The organism is Streptomyces sp. NPDC053750, assembly GCF_044544295.1.
Lineage (GTDB): Bacteria > Actinomycetota > Actinomycetes > Streptomycetales > Streptomycetaceae > Streptomyces.
This window is the reverse complement of record NZ_JBITXB010000025.1, coordinates 1-19,028: the sequence shown is the minus strand read 5'-3', so window position 1 is coordinate 19,028 and position 19,028 is coordinate 1. Positions and strand designations below refer to the sequence as shown.

At 70.4% G+C, this 19,028-nt stretch carries 10 protein-coding genes and 2 CRISPR repeat arrays; of the genes, 6 read left to right on the top strand and 4 right to left on the bottom strand.

Translation table 11 applies throughout. The annotated features are described in order from the left end of the window. The first annotated feature begins 2 nt into the window (after positions 1-2). Genes cas6e through cas2e form a run of 3 tightly spaced genes read left to right on the top strand, consistent with a single transcriptional unit; the run spans position 3 to position 2,096 of the window. Positions 3-788 carry a type I-E CRISPR-associated protein Cas6/Cse3/CasE gene (gene cas6e / locus ACIGO6_RS37465; RefSeq protein ID WP_399884524.1) on the top strand — a complete coding sequence of 262 codons (786 nt, stop codon included), beginning with the start codon at positions 3-5 and terminating at the stop codon, positions 786-788. Then, positions 781-1,755 (top strand): type I-E CRISPR-associated endonuclease Cas1e, encoded by a 975-nt coding sequence (gene cas1e, locus ACIGO6_RS37460; protein WP_399884522.1) that lies wholly within the window; start codon positions 781-783, stop codon positions 1,753-1,755. Before cas6e ends, cas1e begins: the two co-directional genes overlap by 8 nt. Continuing rightward, positions 1,752-2,096, top strand: coding sequence for a type I-E CRISPR-associated endoribonuclease Cas2e (cas2e, locus tag ACIGO6_RS37455; RefSeq protein ID WP_399884520.1), 345 nt, complete (start codon positions 1,752-1,754; stop codon positions 2,094-2,096). Before cas1e ends, cas2e begins: the two co-directional genes overlap by 4 nt. Before the next feature lie 21 nt (positions 2,097-2,117). Continuing rightward, positions 2,118-4,950: a CRISPR direct-repeat array (repeat unit 28 nt; unit sequence GTCGTCCCCGCGCCTGCGGGGGTTGCTC). 338 nt (positions 4,951-5,288) lie between these two features. Here cas2e and mobF read toward each other — a convergent pair. Next, the gene (gene mobF / locus ACIGO6_RS37450; RefSeq protein ID WP_399884518.1) at positions 5,289-9,425 is read right to left on the bottom strand and encodes a MobF family relaxase; all 4,137 of its coding nucleotides are present in this window, start codon (positions 9,423-9,425) and stop codon (positions 5,289-5,291) included. 280 nt (positions 9,426-9,705) lie between these two features. Continuing rightward, a CRISPR array of direct repeats spans positions 9,706-10,100; the repeat unit is 29 nt; unit sequence GGGACCATCCCCGCGCGTGCGGGGAGCAG. Positions 10,101-10,578: 478 nt separating this feature from the next. Here mobF and dnaE point away from each other — a divergent pair. Both dnaE and ACIGO6_RS37440 read left to right on the top strand, forming a co-directional pair. Further along, complete coding sequence (dnaE, locus tag ACIGO6_RS37445; protein ID WP_399884516.1) at positions 10,579-14,178, top strand: DNA polymerase III subunit alpha; 3,600 nt, start codon at positions 10,579-10,581, stop codon at positions 14,176-14,178. Beyond that, complete coding sequence (locus ACIGO6_RS37440) at positions 14,175-14,531, top strand: DUF6300 family protein (RefSeq protein ID WP_399884514.1); 357 nt, start codon at positions 14,175-14,177, stop codon at positions 14,529-14,531. Before dnaE ends, ACIGO6_RS37440 begins: the two co-directional genes overlap by 4 nt. Before the next feature lie 76 nt (positions 14,532-14,607). Here ACIGO6_RS37440 and ACIGO6_RS37435 read toward each other — a convergent pair whose 3' ends face one another. The 3 genes from ACIGO6_RS37435 to ACIGO6_RS37425 form a co-directional block, all read right to left on the bottom strand. Next, positions 14,608-15,246 (bottom strand): hypothetical protein, encoded by a 639-nt coding sequence (locus ACIGO6_RS37435; protein ID WP_399884512.1) that lies wholly within the window; start codon positions 15,244-15,246, stop codon positions 14,608-14,610. Between the two features lie 187 nt (positions 15,247-15,433). After that, positions 15,434-16,558, bottom strand: coding sequence for a ParB/RepB/Spo0J family partition protein (locus tag ACIGO6_RS37430; RefSeq protein WP_399884509.1), 1,125 nt, complete (start codon positions 16,556-16,558; stop codon positions 15,434-15,436). Then, positions 16,555-17,718 (bottom strand): ParA family protein, encoded by a 1,164-nt coding sequence (locus ACIGO6_RS37425; protein WP_399884507.1) that lies wholly within the window; start codon positions 17,716-17,718, stop codon positions 16,555-16,557. Before ACIGO6_RS37425 ends, ACIGO6_RS37430 begins: the two co-directional genes overlap by 4 nt. Positions 17,719-18,201: 483 nt before the next feature. On the opposite strand from ACIGO6_RS37425, the gene ACIGO6_RS37420 reads away from it, so the two are divergent. Further along, positions 18,202-18,690, top strand: coding sequence for a MarR family winged helix-turn-helix transcriptional regulator (locus ACIGO6_RS37420; RefSeq protein WP_399884504.1), 489 nt, complete (start codon positions 18,202-18,204; stop codon positions 18,688-18,690). The last annotated feature ends 338 nt before the right edge of the window (positions 18,691-19,028 follow it).

The window sequence follows — 19,028 nt, the reverse complement described above, 5'->3', positions numbered from 1 at the left end:
ACATGCCCTACCTGTCGAAGATCGCTCTCAACCCGCGCCGCCGCGCCGCCGCGGCCCTCCTGTCCAGCCCGCACCGTTTGCACGCCGCCGTCCTGTCCGGCCTGGCCGTGCAGCCCGTCACCGAACGCGTCCTGTGGCGCCTGGACGGCAGTACTCCGCACCGGGCGGACGTCCTCGTCCTGACCGAGAGCCGCCCTTCCTGGGCCCACCTCGTCGACGAAGCCGGCTGGCCGGGCGCCGACGGAGGCACCCCGCTCATCGCCGACTACACGCCACTGCTGGAACGTCTCGTCCGGGGCCGCGAGTTCGGCTTCCGTCTCACCGCCAACCCGGTCCGCAACGCCCTCCAGCCCAACAGACCGAGCGAGCAGCAGGCCGCCCGCTTGAAAGAGGGAGCCGACAGCGGCGGTCGGCCCCGCGGCGCGCGGGTCGCCCACCGTACCGCCGCCCAGCAGCTCGAATGGCTCCTCAAACGATGTGAGCGCCACGGTTTCACCATCCCCGACGCCACCGTCGCGCCCCCCGGACCCGGACTGCAGAACGAGGGCCAGGACCTCACCGCCGGACCGGCGGTGACCATCGTCGCCCGTGACATCCTCCGCTTCCGCAAGGGCTCCGCCGGTCCACGCGTCACTCTGTCCACCGCCACCTTCGAAGGACGCCTTCACGTGACCGACCCCGACGCGTTGCGCGCCTCCCTCCTGGGCGGCATCGGCCCAGCGAAGGGATACGGGCAGGGCCTGCTCACCCTCGCCCCGCTCCGAACCACCGAGACGAACCATGGCTGAACCCTGGTGGCGGACCGGACCGCAGGACGTGCACAGGCTGGAGGACCGCATCTCCAGCCTCTATGCCGAGCGCTGCCACATCGACCGGGACGACAACGCCATCGTCCTGGTCAACAAAGTGCGCACCGTCCACGTTCCGGCCGCCTGGCTCGCCGTCCTCCTCATCGGCCCCGGCAGCCGCGTCACCCACCCCGCAGTCACCCTGCTCGCCGACTCCGGGACCGCCGTGTGCTGGGTCGGCGAGCAGGGCGTCCGCCTGTACGCCACCGGCACCAGCACGGCGCGCGGCTCCCAGCTCCAGCTTCGCCAGGCCTGGCTGGTCACCCGCCCCAAGGAGCGCGTGTCCGTCGCCCGCCGTATGTACGACATGCGCTTCCCCGGCGAGAGCACCACCGGACTCACCCTCCAGCAACTCCGCGGCCGCGAAGGCACCCGCATCCGCAAGCTCTACGCCCAGCACGCAGAACGCACCGGGGTGCCCTGGACCAAACGCGATTACAAACCGGGCGACGCCTTCGCCGCCGGCGACGACGTCAACCGACTCCTCTCCGCCGCCAACTCGGCCCTCTACGGCATCTGCCACGCCGCGATCACCGGACTGGGAGCCAGCCCTGCCCTCGGCTTCGTCCACACCGGCAACGCCCTCTCCTTCGTCCTGGACATCGCCGACCTCTACAAGGCCGAGTTCACCATCCCCCTCGCCTTCGACCTCGCCGCACAGGGCCTCACCTCGGAGCGTGACGCGCGTACCGCCCTGCGGGACGCCGCCGTACGAGGCAAACTCCTGCCCCGCGTCGTCGCCGACATCAAGCAGCTCCTCGTACCCGACGGCGGTGACCTGCCGGACGAGGACATCGGTGCTCTTTGGGACGACGGCGACAGCGTCGTCAGCGGCGGCCGAAACTGGAGCGCCACGCACCACCTCGACATCATCCCTGACCCCACCCCTGCGGAGCCGGCCCCGTGAGCGCCGGGACGACCGTGGTCGTGCTCGTCGCGGCCCCGCCCGGGCTCCGGGGCCACCTCACCCGCTGGTTCGTCGAAGTCGCCGCCGGCGTCTTCGTCGGCAACCCCAACCCACGCATCCGCGACCGTCTCTGGACCGTCCTCGCCGAACGCATCCACGACGGCCAAGCCGTCATGATCGAACCGGCGGCCACGGAACAGGGCTGGTCGGCCCGCACCGCCGGCCGCGACCGCTGGACCCCCGTCGACTTCGACGGCCTGACCCTCATGGCCCGTCCACGCCAGAACGGACAACCTTGGCGGCCTGCGAACGAGGTAAAGGAGAACGGCATGATCACCTGACGGCATCGCAGGTCAGGAAGTGTCGTCCCCGCGCCTGCGGGGGTTGCTCTCCCTCATCGCATGAGCACAGGAGCATCAGTGGGTCGTCCCCGCGCCTGCGGGGGTTGCTCTAGGGCGGGCCGAGATCACCATGCGACGGCGATGTCGTCCCCGCGCCTGCGGGGGTTGCTCCATCGCGGCCCGGTTCGAGCTGGGCAAGGGCGAGTCGTCCCCGCGCCTGCGGGGGTTGCTCCTCTTCCGGGGCCTCGACGACACCGTCACCACCGTCGTCCCCGCGCCTGCGGGGGTTGCTCCTGGTGCAGGCGGTCACCCCGTTGCTGCAGCCGGTCGTCCCCGCGCCTGCGGGGGTTGCTCCCGTCAGCCAGATTTTCAAGGCGGCGAGCGATGGTCGTCCCCGCGCCTGCGGGGGTTGCTCCACGGGTGCGATCATCTACAACCTGGCCCAGCAGTCGTCCCCGCGCCTGCGGGGGTTGCTCTGCGGCGCTGGAGCCGGGCGACGTGGTCCGGGTGTCGTCCCCGCGCCTGCGGGGGTTGCTCATCGCCGAGGAGCGCGCCAGGGCCACCGGATGGGTCGTCCCCGCGCCTGCGGGGGTTGCTCATCGCCGAGGAGCGCGCCAGGGCCACCGGATGGGTCGTCCCCGCGCCTGCGGGGGTTGCTCGTGGTGGCAGGCACGCAACGCGGAGGCGTACGAGTCGTCCCCGCGCCTGCGGGGGTTGCTCTCCCAGCCCGCCAGGGTGGCCAGGTGGTGTTCCGTCGTCCCCGCGCCTGCGGGGGTTGCTCGACGCGACCCTGGTGCCCCACCATCCTCGACGAGTCGTCCCCGCGCCTGCGGGGGTTGCTCTTTCCCGACGACCAGCCACTATCAGGGCGACATGTCGTCCCCGCGCCTGCGGGGGTTGCTCGCAGCTCTACCTGGACCCGGCGTGGCGCGGGCAGTCGTCCCCGCGCCTGCGGGGGTTGCTCCCCGGGCGCGCGGCAGCGACCGCTCCAGCTCGAGTCGTCCCCGCGCCTGCGGGGGTTGCTCCCAGACGTTCGATACGGCGAGCTGCCAACGCGCGTCGTCCCCGCGCCTGCGGGGGTTGCTCCCACTATGAGCCTGACCACCGGAGCATTCTGGAGTCGTCCCCGCGCCTGCGGGGGTTGCTCACCGGCGCGGCCGGGAGGGCGAGCGGTGCCGGGGTCGTCCCCGCGCCTGCGGGGGTTGCTCCGACCCCGAGCGGGCCCTGCGTCGCATCGAGAAGTCGTCCCCGCGCCTGCGGGGGTTGCTCCATGTTCATCGGCCAGTTCGTCCTGGGCGAGTAGTCGTCCCCGCGCCTGCGGGGGTTGCTCCCGCACCGAGGCCGCCGAATGCGTCCGCCGGGCGTCGTCCCCGCGCCTGCGGGGGTTGCTCCGGGCCGTCCGGGCTGCGCGCCCACGACCCGCGGTCGTCCCCGCGCCTGCGGGGGTTGCTCCCGGCCTTTGAGTCGGAACCGTCCCGGCTTCCCGTCGTCCCCGCGCCTGCGGGGGTTGCTCCTGTGGACCGGGCGCCCTGACCGCCCGCCGCATGTCGTCCCCGCGCCTGCGGGGGTTGCTCCTTCAGCCGCAGGATCCGACGGGCCGCCGAGCCGTCGTCCCCTCGCCTGCGGGGGTTGCTCCACGCGCGCGGCCGCGCGCCCGATGGACCGCTAGTCGTCCCCGCGCCTGCGGGGGTTGCTCGTCGACGGCGACGACCGCGACGGCCGGCGTGATGTCGTCCCCGCGCCTGCGGGGGTTGCTCCCGCACGTCAGCAGCCTGCCGGAACCGTGATGAGTCGTCCCCGCGCCTGCGGGGGTTGCTCCTGGGCCCAGTTCGCCACAACTCGCTCCCGCCGGTCGTCCCCGCGCCTGCGGGGGTTGCTCCGGCTTCCACGGCGTGCTGATCGACGCCACCGGGTCGTCCCCGCGCCTGCGGGGGTTGCTCCCTCGTGGCTTCCTGTCATCCCTGCAACACCCGGTCGTCCCCGCGCCTGCGGGGGTTGCTCCCGGTGACCGAGCCGGAGCCGGTCGAGGAGAAGGTCGTCCCCGCGCCTGCGGGGGTTGCTCGAGGCTTGGCTCCCTGCTCCAAGCGGCGCGCGAGTCGTCCCCGCGCCTGCGGGGGTTGCTCGGCGGAGGACGCGGCGCCGGCCATCGTGATGGCGTCGTCCCCGCGCCTGCGGGGGTTGCTCCCGGCGAGACGCCGGTAGGTGTTGGGGTCGGACGTCGTCCCCGCGCCTGCGGGGGTTGCTCCTCCGGCACCGACGGAACGAGGCTCGGCTACATGTCGTCCCCGCGCCTGCGGGGGTTGCTCGGGGATCAGGTCGAGGGCTGTCTGCTCGGGGATGTCGTCCCCGCGCTTGCGGGGGTTGCTCGGGCAAGCAGAAGTACAAGGAGTTCGCCGACGCGTCGTCCCCGCGCCTGCGGGGGTTGCTCCCGGACCGTGACGGTGGTCGGCTGGTCGTTCGGGTCGTCCCCGCGCCTGCGGGGGTTGCTCTCGTTTTGGCTGACCGCTGCCGGCCCTCGCTAGGTCGTCCCCGCGCCTGCGGGGGTTGCTCCTCGACGATCTCGTCGATCCGGTCGCGGCACCGGTCGTCCCCGCGCCTGCGGGGGTTGCTCATGGCAGTGGGGCAGGCTCGGGGCCGCCATCCGGTCGTCCCGCGCCTGCGGGGGTTGCTCCTTCGCCGGGCCGTCGCCCTGGGTGGCCTTGTCGTCGTCCCCGCGCCTGCGGAGGTTACTCCGGGAAATCTCGTGGCGAGCCGCCAGCCTGGCGGTCGTCCCCGCGCCTGCGGGGGTTGCTCCAGCAGCGTCTCCAGCGGGCCACCGTCCGGGGCGTCGTCCCCGCGCCTGCGGAGGTTGCTCGAGGCAGGCTGGTCTGGCTGTGATTGCGCGTACGGCTGGTGTGACCCTGGCACGCGACGGAGGGTCGGCAGCGGGCGAGTGTCCCCCCTGCCGGCCCTCCGTCGCGTTGGGTCGGGTACGGCGAGGGCCCGTTCGCCGATGCCGTCTCCCACACAGCTCTGCGCACCATGACACCGAGACGGTCGCGACCAGCAGCAGTCCCGCGAGCAATGACAAGGTCAACCTCAGCGGCACTTTCTGCACCGCGACTACTCAGACCCGTAGACGCTTGTATAAATGCTCCGGTTGTATACGTCCCCGAGGGATGCGGTCCAGAAGTACCAAAGATCCTTCGCCATCTACCTCCTACTTGACCCATTGGACTGCGTCAGCTGCGGGTGTACGACGGCGGCCTGCTGGTGCTGCAGGGTCCGCTTTGCCTGTTCCTGTTGGAGGGTGCGGCGTCCCGTCGTTTCCAGGTCGTGGCGGTCGGGGAACTTCTCGGCGATCGTGGCGCGCAGGGCCTTCTCGGCGCGGGCGTTGACGGCCTGGGCGCGGTGGCTGGCGGCGAACGTCCGGAACTCCCGGGCCCTGCGGGTCGCGCGGCTGACGTCGTCGCGGTCGCGTTTGTCGAGGCTGTGGCCGTGCCGGGCAGCGGTGGAGCGCATCTCCAGGAACCGCTCGGCGGCCTTGTCCGCGCGGTCGGGCACCGGCTGGCCTGCTGCACCGAGGGGTTGGGCGATCCGGCTGTCCTGGACGGTCTCCCATGCCTTGTCCAGCGCCTGCCGGGCGTCGCGCCGGGAATCGGCTGCCAGGTTCCAGTACGCGGCGCTTTCTGCGGTCAGGCGCTGGGTCAGCTCGCGCTGCTCCTTTCGCGACGTGCCCGCCAGGCGCAGCGCGAGGCGGCTCTTGCCCTCGCTCTCGGCGAGCCTGGCGAGCCGGCGGGAGCATTCCTCGGCGTGGGCGGTCGCGACGGCGGCGGACCTCTCGTGTTCTCGTGCGATGGCGAGGCGGGTCTCTGCCTGGTCGAGGATCTGTCCGGTCTCGGCGGCAAACCGCTGCCCCCGGGTGGGCCGGCCGGTGGCCTGCTCCCGGTCGAGGCGGGCGGCGAGTTCGCGGGCCGTGGTCTCGGCCTTGACGGCTTCGGCCTCGGCGTCGGCGGCGAGCCGGTCGCCCTCGGCGATGCGATGGTTCAGCTCCTGCGGGGAGAGCGTGCCGTAGACGCGGGTCCGCCACGAGGGCACCGCGCATTCCTCGGCGCCGGCCTTCAGGCGGGCGAGGAGCTGCTGGGCCTTCTCCTCGTCGAGCCGGGCCTGTGCCCAAAGCTGGGCTTCGTCCTCGGCCCGGCGGGGAGAGAGGCTCACCGACTTCGCGCGGGCGGCCTTGGCTGTGTTCGTCTGCCGGAGCCTGCGTTCGAACTCCGCGCGGGCCTCCTCGGCGGACAGCTCGCGCTGCCGGGGCAGCGGCGCGGGCGTGGGCGGTTCGCGCAGGAGGCCGGAAACCATGCTGTCCGGCCGGGACTGGCCCAGGAAGCGGGCGAACGCGTCGATGGCGCGCTCCAGGCACTCCTTCTCGCTGCGGGCCTCGCCGAGACGGGCCCGGGTCCGCTCGTCCTCGAGGACGGCCAGCGGCAGCCACAGGTGATTCTGGCGCCGGGCCCGGGTGATGCCGGGGTAGGTGGCGAAGGCGTTCGCACCGTGGCCGTACAGCAGGGACGTGTCGCACGTCAGGCCCTGGCTCGCGGCAATCGTCATGGCGTAGCCCAGCGACAGGGCCCCGCCGGTGACCTTCTGCGCCGGCACCCAGGCGGACTCCTCGCGGTGGCCGCCGGGGGCCTTGGCGTCCGTCACGCGCCAGGTGATCTCGACGCGGTGGCGGTCGTCCAGGCCGGTGACGACCGCCCGGTGGCCATTGAGCACGTCCGGGCCCTCACCGCGGCGGGAGCGGTAGTCGTTCGCCCGCACGCGGACGACGTCGCCCACGGCGAGGGTGAGGGTGTCACCGCCGGGCAGGGCGTAGGTGTGCTCGGCGGCGAGTTCGCCGGCCTGGCGGCGGATCGCCTGCGCGCCGAGGTTGAGGGCGTCGACGTCGCTGTTGCGGGCGGCGAGCACCACCATGTTGGTGATGAGGTCGTGCGGGTCGGTCCGCTCCTGCAGACGCAGCTCGTCCCAGGCCATGAGGATCTGGGAGCGGGCCTCGTCGGCGGTCTCGGCGGGGTGGAGGCGCCCGCCCTCGGCGAGCATTCGCAGCGCCGCTTCGTGGTTGCCGGTGCGCCACACGTCCAGCGCGGCCCGTTCGGCGGCGTCCTCCTGGCGGCGGTTCTCGGTGAGGGTGAGCCCGTGCACCAGGCGGTGCGTCTCCTTGAACCAGCCGCCCGGCCCGACCGCCTGCAGCTGGAGGTGGTCGCCGATGCCGACGACCTTCGTGCCGGTGCGGGCAGCCTCGCCCATCAGTACGGCCGCGGCGCGGTCGTCGACCATCGTCGCCTCGTCCACGACCAGGACGTCGACGCCGCGCAGACCGTTGCCGTTCTCGATCTCGCCGAGCCAGGCCGCCACGGTCCTGGCGGGAATGCCGGAGGCGTGGTGCAGCTGCTGGGCGGCGACCGCGGCGAGGGTCGCGCCGGCGTACGTCGTGCCGGTCGCGTCCCAGCCGATCCGGCACGCCTCCATCAGCGTGGACTTGCCCGCCCCGGCGACACCGACCAGGGCGTCGACGCCGTGCCCGGCGGTGAGCACCCGCCTCACCGCGGCCTGCTGCTCCGGGGACAGCTCGAAACCGGCGGCGACCTGGAAGACGTCGACGGCGGCCGCGGCCTGGTCGGCGGTGAGCTGCGCCGTACCGGTGTCGAAGCGGTCCAGTACCTGGACGCGCACGGACTCCTCGGCGTCGAGGATGTCCTGCGTGGTGTAGCGGGCGGTCGAGGACATGACGGTGGAACCGAGGGCGGGCACGCGTACCGCGTATCCGGCGACTTCGAGTACGTCGTCGCACAGCCGCTCCAGGCTGCCCGGGCCGACGTCGATGCCGTACTCCAGGGCGTTCGCCACGGCCGCGAGGAGCTGCGCGCGGGTGAACGTCTTCTCGCTCGCGGTCAGTCCGCTCTTCGGGTCGAACACGACGGCCGCGAGGTCGGCGGGCGGCGGGATGCTCGGTCCTCCACCGGGCCCGTCGACGCCGGCGCCGCCGTCCGGGCCGGGCGGGCCGGGGGCAGCCGCGGCCACCATCGCGTCGACGTCACCGACAACGGCCTCGGCACGCTCGCGCCAGCTGTCGCGCATCGTCGTGGCGTCGACGTCGACCTTGTCGCGCTTGGTCGCCATCGAGGCCGCCTGCTTCTCCGTGCGGGAGGCGTCGGTGCCGGCCTTCGCGTCCACAAGCGCGGCCCGGCGGCTGAACACGTCGCGCAGTTCGACAGGGATCCCGCGGATCTCCCAGGCGCCGGTCCGCTCGACCCGTTCGCGCCGTACCCCGAACCGGCTGTACGTCAGGGAGCGGACGCGGGCCTTGAAGTACGCGTCGGCGGCCGACGCGTGCCGGTGCAGGTCCTGGCCCGAGTTGGCGATGGAGCGCCATTCGCCGTCCTCGCAGAGCGCCATGTTGGCGATCGTGACGTGCAGGTGCAGGTGAGGGTCGCCGGGCTCCCCGGCCCGGATCGGGCGGGCGCTCCGGTGCTCGACCGACCACGCGAGCAGACCGCCGGTCGCCACCCTCACCGGCTCCCCGTCCCTGCTGCCGACCCCGTACCCGGCCCAGCGCTCCAACTGGCGGAAGGTGTCGCGCTTGGCCTCGTGCACCAGGTCGCGCAGCTCCTGCTCGCCGAGCGCGTCCATGAGCCCCTGCAGGACGCTGTCGCTCTTGGGAAGGTCGAGGACCAGGTCCCAGCCACGGACCCGGTCGTCCACGCGCAGGTCCTTGTGCTCCCACGCGGTGGCCAGCTCCTCCTCGTCGTACACATCGGCGAGGTCGAGGCCGACGGCGCGCGCGAGCTTGTACAGGGTGACGACCTGCATCCGGTGGGCCTCACCGAACCGGTTGACGTTGCGCCGCTGCGCCTGGAAGACGCGGAGCTGCTTGGGCTTGCCGTCGAACAGCCCGGCGGCCGTGACGCCCCGCTCCACTGCGGCCTGCTCGATCGCCTCGACGATCCGGGCGGTGGTGAGCTGGGCCTTCTCGTGGGCGCGGACCGAGGTGCGCGAGGTGACCAACCGGGCCCCGGTTGCCGGATGACAGCCCGCCATGACACGCCGGGCGGCGGCCTTGCCCTCCTCGTCCAGGACGGCGCCCTCGACCAGTCCCAGGGCCTCCAGGCCACTGCCCATCCAGAGCAGCGCGGCCTCGCCTTCCGGTCGCAGGCGGTAGTCGACGGCCGGACTCTCGGCATCGTCCAGCACGACCATCTCGCCTCCGCCGGCCTCCACGACGGCACACCCGGCCTGCTCCTTGAGCCGGTACTCGACCTGCTCGTCCGCCACGATCTTCGTCAGCCAGGCCATGGCCGCCCCTCCCCCGCTCTCCACGCCATGTGCGCTTGTGCTTCTCGACCTGCCCGGGACTCCCCGCAAGGGGAACCCCCTTTGTCCTCACTCTAATTTTGATCTTGCTTCTAGGAGAGGACCAAGTGCCTGCCGTCGGCGGGATCCCCTCGAATGGAGACACTTCTTTGCGGTTCTCCGGCTCGGCTGGACAGCGCCCGGGAAACAGACGGCCCCGGCCACGGGCATGACCGCGGGCGCGGGACCGGCCACCGCCGACCCGTCTGTGGCCGGAGGTGAGAGGACTATCCCCGCGCGTGCGGGGAGCAGCGGGGCACGCCCGCCGGCATCTTGTTCCCGTCGGGACCATCCCCGCGCGTGCGGGGAACAGGGCGACGCCGGCCGCGCCATGGCGGCCCGCATGGGACCATCCCCGCGCGTGCGGGGAGCAGTGGCCAGGACGTGATCCAGATCAGCCCCGAGCGGGACCATCCCCGCGCGTGCGGGGAGCAGTTCCTGAGGGGTCACGACCGGTGGAAACGCGTGGGACCATCCCCGCGCGTGCGGGGAGCAGACCGGGGTGGCCGCGTAGGCGGGGTGGGTGTCGGGACCATCCCCGCGCGTGCGGGGAGCAGAGATGTCCGCACCGGACGTAGTAGACCTTCCAGGGACCATCCCCGCGCGTGCGGGGAGCAGACCCTTTGACCTGCACCTTTATAGCCGCTGAGGCGCGGTTTCGGCGACTTTCGCAGATTCCGACAAATAGCACACAAGCCATATCTGCGGCTTCCGCGAGTGGAGGATGACCAACCGCCTCCCCCTTCGAGCCCCAGCGCACCGCCCGGACGCCGACGACGCCGTAACTCGGCAGCGAACTCCGCCCGAAGGTCACGCATACCTGCGCCGCTCCCCTCGGTTCCCCAGCCCCACCTCCGCCCCCTCCCCGCGCCTCCCCCAGCCCACGAACGATCAGCCACCGCGCCTCTCCTGCCGACCGGCACGGACACGTCACGCACGACACGCCGGGCCAGCATTTCTTCTCCCGCCGACAGGACAAGCCCCCCAACACCGCAGCCAGTTGGGGCGGCCGAAGAGGCAGCCGAGGACCCCGGTTCGATCTTGGTTCGGGGTTAGGGTGCGGCTTCACAAGACTGCTCTCGGAGGTGCTCGCCCCGTGGCCGACAGCTTTGTTCACCTGCACAATCACACCGAATACTCGATGCTCGACGGCGCGCAGAAGCTGAAGCCGATGTTCGCCGAGGTGGACCGGCAGGGCATGCCGGCCGTGGCCATGAGCGACCACGGCAACATGTTCGGCGCATACGAGTTCCAGCAGGTGGCCAAGGGCTTCGGCTCGGTCAAGCCGATCATCGGGATCGAGGCGTACGTGGCCCCCTCCTCGCGCCGGAACCGGCGGCAGGAGTTCTGGGGGCCCGGCGGCCAGCGTGCCGTGTCGGACGGCGGCGAGGGGTCGAAGGACGTCAGTGGTGGTGGCCGCTTCACGCACATGACCATGTGGGCGACCGGGGCGCAGGGTCTGCGGAATCTCTTCTACCTGTCCACCGAGGCCTCGTACACAGGTCAGTTCCCGGCGGGGAAGCCCCGCATGGACATGGAACTGATCTCCGAGCACGCCGAGGGTGTCATCGCGACGACCGGATGTCCGTCCGGCGCCGTCCAGACTCGGCTCCGCCTCAACCAGTACGACGAGGCCCGAGCGACCGCTGCGGCCTACCAGGACATCTTCGGCAAGGAGAGCTACTTCCTGGAGCTGATGGACCACGGTCTGTCCATCGAGCGGGACGTACGGGAAGGCCTGCTGCGCCTGGCCAAGGAGCTGGACATTCCGCTTCTGGCCACCAATGACGCGCACTACGTCCACGAGAGCCAGGCCGACGCGCACGACAACCTGCTGTGTATCGGCGTGGGCAAGAACAAGGCCGACGAGAAGCGGTTCCGCTTCAGCGGCAGTGGCTACTACCTGAAGTCCGCGGCCGAGATGCGGGCCCTGTTCGCGGAGCTGCCCGAGGCCTGCGACAACACGCTCCTGATCGCCGAGCGGATCGGGTCGTACGACGAGGTCTTCGACAACGTCGACGAGATGCCGCAGTTCCCCGACGTGCCGGAAGGGAAGACGCAGGAGTCCTGGCTGCGCATGGAGTGCCTGCAGGGGCTTGCCATGCGGTACGGCGATCCCGTCCCGGCCGAGGTCTTGGAACGCTTCGAGACCGAGATGTCGGTCATCGGTCCGATGGGGTTCTCCTCGTACTTCCTCGTGGTCGCGGACATCTGCAAGTACGCCCGGGACAACGGCGTACCGGTCGGCCCCGGCCGTGGTTCGGCCACCGGCTCGATCGTCGCCTACGCGACCCGCATCACCGAGCTGTGTCCCCTGGAGCACGGCCTGCTCTTCGAGCGGTTCCTCAACCCCGAGCGGATCAACCCCCCGGACGTCGACCTCGACTTCGACGACCGTCAGCGCGACAAGATGGTCCGGTACGTCACCGAGAAGTACGGCGACGAGTACACCGCCATGGTGAACACGTTCGGCAAGATCAAGGCCAAGAACGCGATCAAGGACTCGTCACGGATCCTCGGCTACCCCTTCAGCCACGGTGAACGGATCACCAAGGCGCTGCCGCCGGACATCATGGGCAAGTCGATCCCGCTGGACGGGATCTTCGACCCCGCGCACCCGCGCCACGGCGAGGCCGGTGAGATCCGGACGATGTACGAGAACGAGCCGGACGTCAAAACCGTCATCGACACCGCCAAGGGCGTCGAGGGCCTGACCCGCGGCACCGGCGTGCACGCGGCCGCCGTCATCCTGTCCAAGACCAGGCTCACCGACCGCATCCCGCTGCACATGCGCGCCTCCGACGGCGTGAAGATCACCGGCTTCGACTACCCCAGTTGCGAGAACATGGGGCTGGTGAAGATGGACTTCCTGGGTCTGCGGAACCTGGGCGTCATCGACCACGCCATCCAGAACATCCGCGAGAACCGCGGCGTCAGGCTCGCCACCGTCGACCCGATGGACGGCGACAGCGGCACCGTCGTCATTCCGCTGGACGACAGGAAGACCTTCGAGCTGCTCGGCCGCGGCGACACGTTCGGAGTGTTCCAGCTCGACGGCGGCGGCATGCGCGCACTCCTCAAGCTCATGGAACCGACCCGGTTCGAGGACATCGCCGCCGCCCTCGCCCTGTACCGGCCCGGTCCGATGGCCGCCAACGCGCACACGAACTACGCGCTGCGACAGAACGGCAAGCAGGAGCCCGAACCGATCCACCCGGAGCTCAAGGAGGTCCTCGACCCGATCCTGGGCTCGACCCACCACCTGCTCATCTTCCAGGAGCAGATCATGGCCATCGCCCGGACCCTGGCCGGCTACACGCTCGGCGGCGCCGACATGCTGCGCCGTGCGATGGGCAAGAAGAAGCCCGAGGTCCTGGCCGCCGAGTGGGAGAAGTTCCACGACGGCATGGCCTCCAACAGCTACTCGGAGGAGGCCATCAAGGCCATCTGGGACGTGATGCTCCCGTTCTCCGGTTACGCCTTCAACAAGTCCCACACCGCCGGCTACGGTCTCGTCTCCTACTGGACCGCGTATCTGAAGGCCAACTACCCGGCCGAGTACATGGCGGCGCTGCTGACGTCCGTCGGCGACGACAAGGACAAGGCCGGCATCTACCTGGCCGACGCCCGCAAGCTCGGCGTCACCGTCCTCCCGCCGGATGTCAACGAGTCCGTCGCGGAGTTCACAGCCGTCGGTGACGACGTGCGCTTCGGACTGCGCTCGGTGCGCAACGTCGGCGACAACGTCATCGACACGGTCATCACGGCGCGGAAGTCCAAGGGGAAGTTCACGGGCTTCACCGACTTCCTCGACAAGGCCGACCTGCCGGCACTCAACAAGCGGGCCGTCGAATCGCTCATCAAGGCCGGCGCCTTCGACTCGCTCGGCCACACCCGCAGGGGACTGTGCGCCGTGCACGAGACGGCCATCGACGCGGTCGTACCGCTGAAGAAGGCTGCGGCCTACGGCCAGGACGACCTCTTCGCCGGGCTGGGCGGCGGCCCCGACGAAGGCGAGTCCGGTTTCGGCCTGGAGGTGAGGATCGACGACGGCGAGTGGCCGCGCAAGCAGCTCCTGTCCACCGAGCGTGAAATGCTCGGCATGTACGTCTCCGCCCACCCCCTGGACGGCACCGAGCACATCCTCGCCGCCCACCGCGACACCACCATCCCCGACCTGCTGGCCTCCGGCCGGACCGAGGGAACGGTGCGGCTGTCCGGGCTCATCACCAGCGTCCAGAACAAGGTGACCAAGCAGGGCAACGCCTGGGCCATCGTGAACCTCGCCGACCGTGACGGCACGATCGAGGTCCTCTTCTTCCCCGCCGTCCACCAACTCGTCCTGGGCGCGCTGGTGGAGGACAGCGTGATCTCCGTCCAGGGGCGCATCAACGACCGGGACGGCGCCATCAGCATCTTCGGCCAGGAGCTCCAGGTCCTCGACGTGACGGCCGCCGAGCGCAACGGAGCACCACCGGTCCAGCTGGCCTTCCCCTACCACCGCGTCAACGAGCCGATGGTCAGGGAACTCAAGCGGATCATGGGCGCCCACCCTGGCGAAAGCCCCGTCCACCTTTCCGTACGCGGCCCTCGGAAGACCACGGTCTACCTGCTCCAGTCGATGGTGAACGCGGCCACGATCGCCTCCGACATTAAGGGCTCCTTCGGTCAGGACACCTGGCACGGTGTGGCATGACCGACGGTGATGAGATCGCCGTCCGGGTGGTCGACCGGGTCCCGCCGTGTGCCCGCTGCGGAGGCGCAGTACTACTCCGTGTCCGTTTCGGTCATTCGTGGACGAACATCGCCGGGCATACCGTCGACGGCTTCCGGGAAGCGGACCTGTGCCCGGGCTGCGACTGCGGAGAAACGCCGGCGGAAAACCTGCTGGCACACCTCACGGTCGCCGAGAGGATTCCCGTCTCGAGCAACACCGAACTCGCCGGCCACGTGGCCGCCTGGGTCGAGTCGGTACGACAGAGCAGAGTTGACATGGAACTCTTGAAGCGTGAGGAGCAGGCTCACCGGCGCCACGGCGAGCTGCCATGACACCGAGTCCACGCCAAGCTGTCCCGGACCGCGTCCCCGAAGCGCGTGTGGTGCAGTGGCTGTGTGACTCGAGAGTTCACCGCTCGGGGCCTCCCGTCCGGCCAGCATGAGAGCCGGCGTTGGAGAGAGGTGCCCGAAGTTCCACCCGGAGCCGATTCGAGGTGTCGATGGGGAGCCCCGTACTGGAGTAGCGGAGCTCTTTCGAGTAGCTCTCGATGAGGTCGAGATCATCCGTCTGACGCTGCAGCTCGGCCAGAAGTGCCTCGTCGGGTTCGGGCAGAGCCTCGTTCTGCTCGGCGAGGTACGCCAGGTGCTGGTCGATTGCTTCCACGGCCCGTTGGCTGGCCCAGACAGCGAAGTCGTTGCAACCGAACAGGTACGCGTGCGCGGCATACAGCGTTGCCGCGGCTGCGTGCTCGTCCGCGTCGTCGGGACCGTCCTGGCCGTCGTTGTGGCAGTAGTCGCTCAGCATGTACTCGGCGACACCACGTTTGACCGCCGTGAAGGCAGTGGTGTCACCGAGTACGCCTTCCCACACGGAGTTCAGCAAGGGCCGCAGGCTCATCGTGAACGAGACCTGTTCCTCTTCGGGCAGTGCTTCGTGCCGGCTCATGAGCCGTTCGGCGATGCCGGCAGCGAATACCTTGCGCTCACCGGAGGACACTGCCGCGAGCCGTCTCTCCACCGATGCCGAAACTTCCTGCCACGTGTCCATCCGAGCTGCTCCTGGGGTGCGAGACCGGCGTCCACCCGCCGGTAACGGCGATCATGGCACCCACCAGTGACTCCCCTCGCCCTCTGTCGCCTGCTCTGTCCCGGCAGGGGGTGTGCCGCCACTCAAGACGAAACGGCCCGCTCGCCGTCGCTGAGGAAGGCGAACAGGGCCGTGGGGTGCTGGTCTGCTACTGGGCTCCCAGCTCGACCAGCAGAGCCTTGTACTCGTCCGGGTGCTGCTCCCGCAGGATGTCCATCCACACCCGGGTCCCTTGAAGGAACGTCTCGGGCGTCATCTTCCGGTGAAGATGGTGAACGCAGTAGAAGGCATCGTCGTAAGGGAGCCGCTTCGGCTGCTTCGGCTGTGCCGCTTCTGCGTTCGCCGGACCGGGCTCCGCCGCACCGGCGCGTGGTACCGGGATGGACTCGGAAGCCGCCTGCTCGCGCTCGGCGGGCGGGGTGGGTGTGGGTGTGGCAGCAGGAGGCGCTGAAGTGGATGTGGTGGCCTGGCCGGTGGACGTCTCCGGGATTATCACGCCGTGATAATCGGCGGGGCCCGCTGAGCGCTCGACGACGACGTCCCGCGCCTGAGCCTCCGCCTTGCTGCGGGCCGCCTCCGCCCGCTCATCCGCCTTGGCCTTCTGCTCCTCGGCGGACAACTTCCCGAGGTTGCGGACGTGTTCCACCTTCCGCACACCGGTCACCAGGTCCTTCTGGAGCTCGGGAGTGAGCTTCAGCAGGGACAGCTTGCTGGAGATCGTGTTCTGCGGGATGCCCAGCCGCTTGGCCGCCCTGGTCTGGGAACCGTAGTAGTCGACCAGGGTCTTGAGGGCGTGGGCCTCCTCCAGGTCCGTCATGTCGTCGCGGTGGTAGTTCGCGACGAACGCGGCCTCGAGGAGCGCCTCATCCGTGGCGACGCGTCCGTTGTCGACGCGGACGGGGATGGTGGCGAGGCCGACGCGGCGAGCGGCCTCGAGGCGCCGGTGGCCGTCGACGACGATGTACTGCGCCCCGTCGTCGAGGTCGCCGGCGCGGTCCGGCCGGCTGCGCAGGTAGGCATCGACAGTGGCGACGGCGATGGGGATGATGATGCCGACCTCGCGGACGCTCTGCACCGTCTCGTCGAGGTTGCGCAGGTGGTTGCGCGGGTTGTCGGGGTTGTCGCTGATGAGGGTGACCGGCAGCTCCGTGAGGGCCGCCGTGGTCGACTCCTCTCCCGCGATGGTCTTGTCGATGAGGTTGCGTCGGGAGGACCGTGCGCCGCGGGCTGCGCCGAACGCGGGTGCCGATCCCAGGGTGTCGGCCTTGCTCACCGGGTGGCTCCCCTCGCGACCTGCCGCATGGCTTCCGCCTGATCGCTCTGTGGCGCGTAACTGAGCAGCGGCATCCGCTTGCGGACCGCTTCACGCTGCTCCTTCAGGTCGCCGATGACGGCGAGGACCTTCGGGTCGCCGAGCGACTTCCAGTTCTCCAGGGAGGAGGTGGCGACGTAACCGCGGCGGGAGTCGTAGAGGTTGACGACCAGGCCGAGGTAGTCGATCTCGAGGGAGAGGTCTTCGCAGAGGTCCTCGATCTGCTGGGCGAGCATGCCGTAGGCGGTGGCGGAGGAGTCCTCGGCGAGTACGGGGATGACGACCCCGGAGCCACCGGCGGCTTCGCCGCGGCGCCGGCGCCCGTAGTAGAGGGCGGCGTCCATGGCGATGCCGAGGCTGGGCGGGCAGTCGACGATGATCACGTCGTAGTCGGCCTCCAGCGGGCGCAGTGCCAGCTCGAGCGCGGCCTCCTTCTGGAAGCCGCGCTTCTGCGTGGCCACGACGGCGATCTTCGCGTCGAGGAGGAATCCGTCGAAGCAGGCGGGCAGTACGTGCAGGCGCTTCTCGAACCGCGGATCCTTTATCTCCACGACGAGATCGCGCAGGTCTCCTCCGCCGTCGCCGCACATGTGCGAGACCAGGCTGTCGTGGTCGGGTTCGATCTGGGGGACTCCGAGCTGTTCGCTGAGGTGGCCCTGCGGGTCGAAGTCGACGATGAGGACGCGCTTGCCCGCCTCGGCGTAGGCCTCACCGATGCCGGCGGAGATGGCGGTCTTGCCGACCCCGCCCTTCTGGTTGCCGACGATCTTGCGTTCGGGATCGGTTCCGCGGGCGCCGTGCTGGGGGGAGGGGTTGGCGTCGAGCCAGCCGCGGACCGACTGGGCGAGGCCCTGGGTGTAGGAGACGCCCCGATCGGTGCAGGTCTCCTTGAACTGCTCGTACAGCCCTGGCGGAAGCCACGTGGAGAACGACCTCGCACCGGCGGTGTCCACCTCGGCTCCGCCGCTCGTGCTGTCGCGCCAGTCGTTGATGGCCGCCTCGACGGCGTCCTGGATGTCCAGGCTGAGTTCGGCGGCGCGAACCTTGAGTGCTTGCTGGAGCGCCGAGGGCAGCTTGGACGCTACCTTTTCCCGGTCTCCGTCGGGGTAGGGGGAAGCCATGACGTCAGCATACTGACTTCTGTCGGCGCGTTGACAACCGCTTTGCAAGTTCTGACGTGGTTTCACCCGATGGGTGTCCGGCCCGGATTATCACGCCGTGATAGTTGTCGGCTCCGTCGAGAGGGCGGGAAGGCTTTGGTGCGCTCGGATGTCCCGTCTCGCTCAATCGAGTCGCTGCCTCGACGAACCGAGTCGTTCAGGCTTCTGTCTCGGCGAACCTGGTCGCGCGGCTGAGCGCGCCGGGGGAGCTGGATGGCTGTACCGGCTGGGGTGGATCAGACGGGCGAGTGCGTCGAGTTGTCCCACGTGGACATCGCGCACGGACGCCGTCGGCCCCGCCACGGGACTGTGCGACGTGCCGGTTCGAGGATGTCGATCCTCGAACCGGCACGTACGTTCCGCTGGTCGCGGGGTGAGCGTCGTTTCCTCGGGTCGCAGCCGTTCTGGCTGCACTGGCATGACGGCGAGTGGAAGAGGTAACCGATGTCCACGGAATCGGACGGTCCAGCCGTCGACGAGGCCGTCCGCACAATGCTGTTGCTCATGCCACGGCTCGTGGGCCGCGCCAAGCGCCTGCCCATACCGCCGGCGCTCCAGGCTCTGGACCTGGCACCGCGACATCTCGCGCTGCTGGCCCACCTGGAGTACGACGGCCCCACCAGCGTCAACGAGCTGGCCGCTCGGCTGGAGGTGGCCCCGACGACCCTGAGCCTCATGGTCAGCGAGCTGTCACGGCCGGGCGTCCTGCAGCGCACTGCCGATCCCGCCGACCGCCGCCGCCGCATCGTCGCCATCGCCCCCGCCTACGCCGCACCCATCGGCGAATGGCTCTCCGGCAGCGCCTCTGCCTGGGAACGCGTCATGCGCGGTCTCGACCCCGCAGAACGCGCCACAGTCATCACCGCTCTGCACGCCTACGAGACCGCCTTGGAGCAGGCTGGCGACCGGCATCGGCACACGCAGCCGCGCTAGCGGTCTTCCGCTCCGCCGCGGCCTGGCCGCGGCGGCCCGCCGGGATTATCACGCCGTGATACTTGCCTGCCTCAGCAGACCAGTGATGCTCCTGCTGGTTGGCTCGCGGAGAAACGATCCGACTCCAGAGTCGCATCGCTTCACATCCTTGCCTGCTGCTGGGCTCAAGACGAAGCACAGTAGTTGGAGTGTCCGGGAAATGACGAGAGAGGCGGGGGGGGGGGGGGGGGGGGGGCGGCCCCCGCCCCCCCCGCCGCGGTCCCCCCCGGGGGGGGGGGGGGGCACGGGGGGCCCCCCGCGAGGGCCGGAGGACCCCCCCCCCCCCCGCCCCACAAAAA

Excerpts from the sequence above, each read along its gene's own strand:
- cas1e (WP_399884522.1), top strand. The coding sequence starts at position 781 with ATGGCTGAACCCTGGTGGCGGACCGGACCGCAGGACGTGCACAGGCTG.
- ACIGO6_RS37420 (WP_399884504.1), top strand. The coding sequence starts at position 18,202 with ATGTCCACGGAATCGGACGGTCCAGCCGTCGACGAGGCCGTCCGCACA.
- ACIGO6_RS37425 (WP_399884507.1), bottom strand. The coding sequence starts at position 17,718 with ATGGCTTCCCCCTACCCCGACGGAGACCGGGAAAAGGTAGCGTCCAAG.
- ACIGO6_RS37440 (WP_399884514.1), top strand. The coding sequence starts at position 14,175 with ATGACCGACGGTGATGAGATCGCCGTCCGGGTGGTCGACCGGGTCCCG.
- mobF (WP_399884518.1), bottom strand. The coding sequence starts at position 9,425 with ATGGCCTGGCTGACGAAGATCGTGGCGGACGAGCAGGTCGAGTACCGG.
- cas6e (WP_399884524.1), top strand. The coding sequence starts at position 3 with ATGCCCTACCTGTCGAAGATCGCTCTCAACCCGCGCCGCCGCGCCGCC.
- ACIGO6_RS37435 (WP_399884512.1), bottom strand. The coding sequence starts at position 15,246 with ATGGACACGTGGCAGGAAGTTTCGGCATCGGTGGAGAGACGGCTCGCG.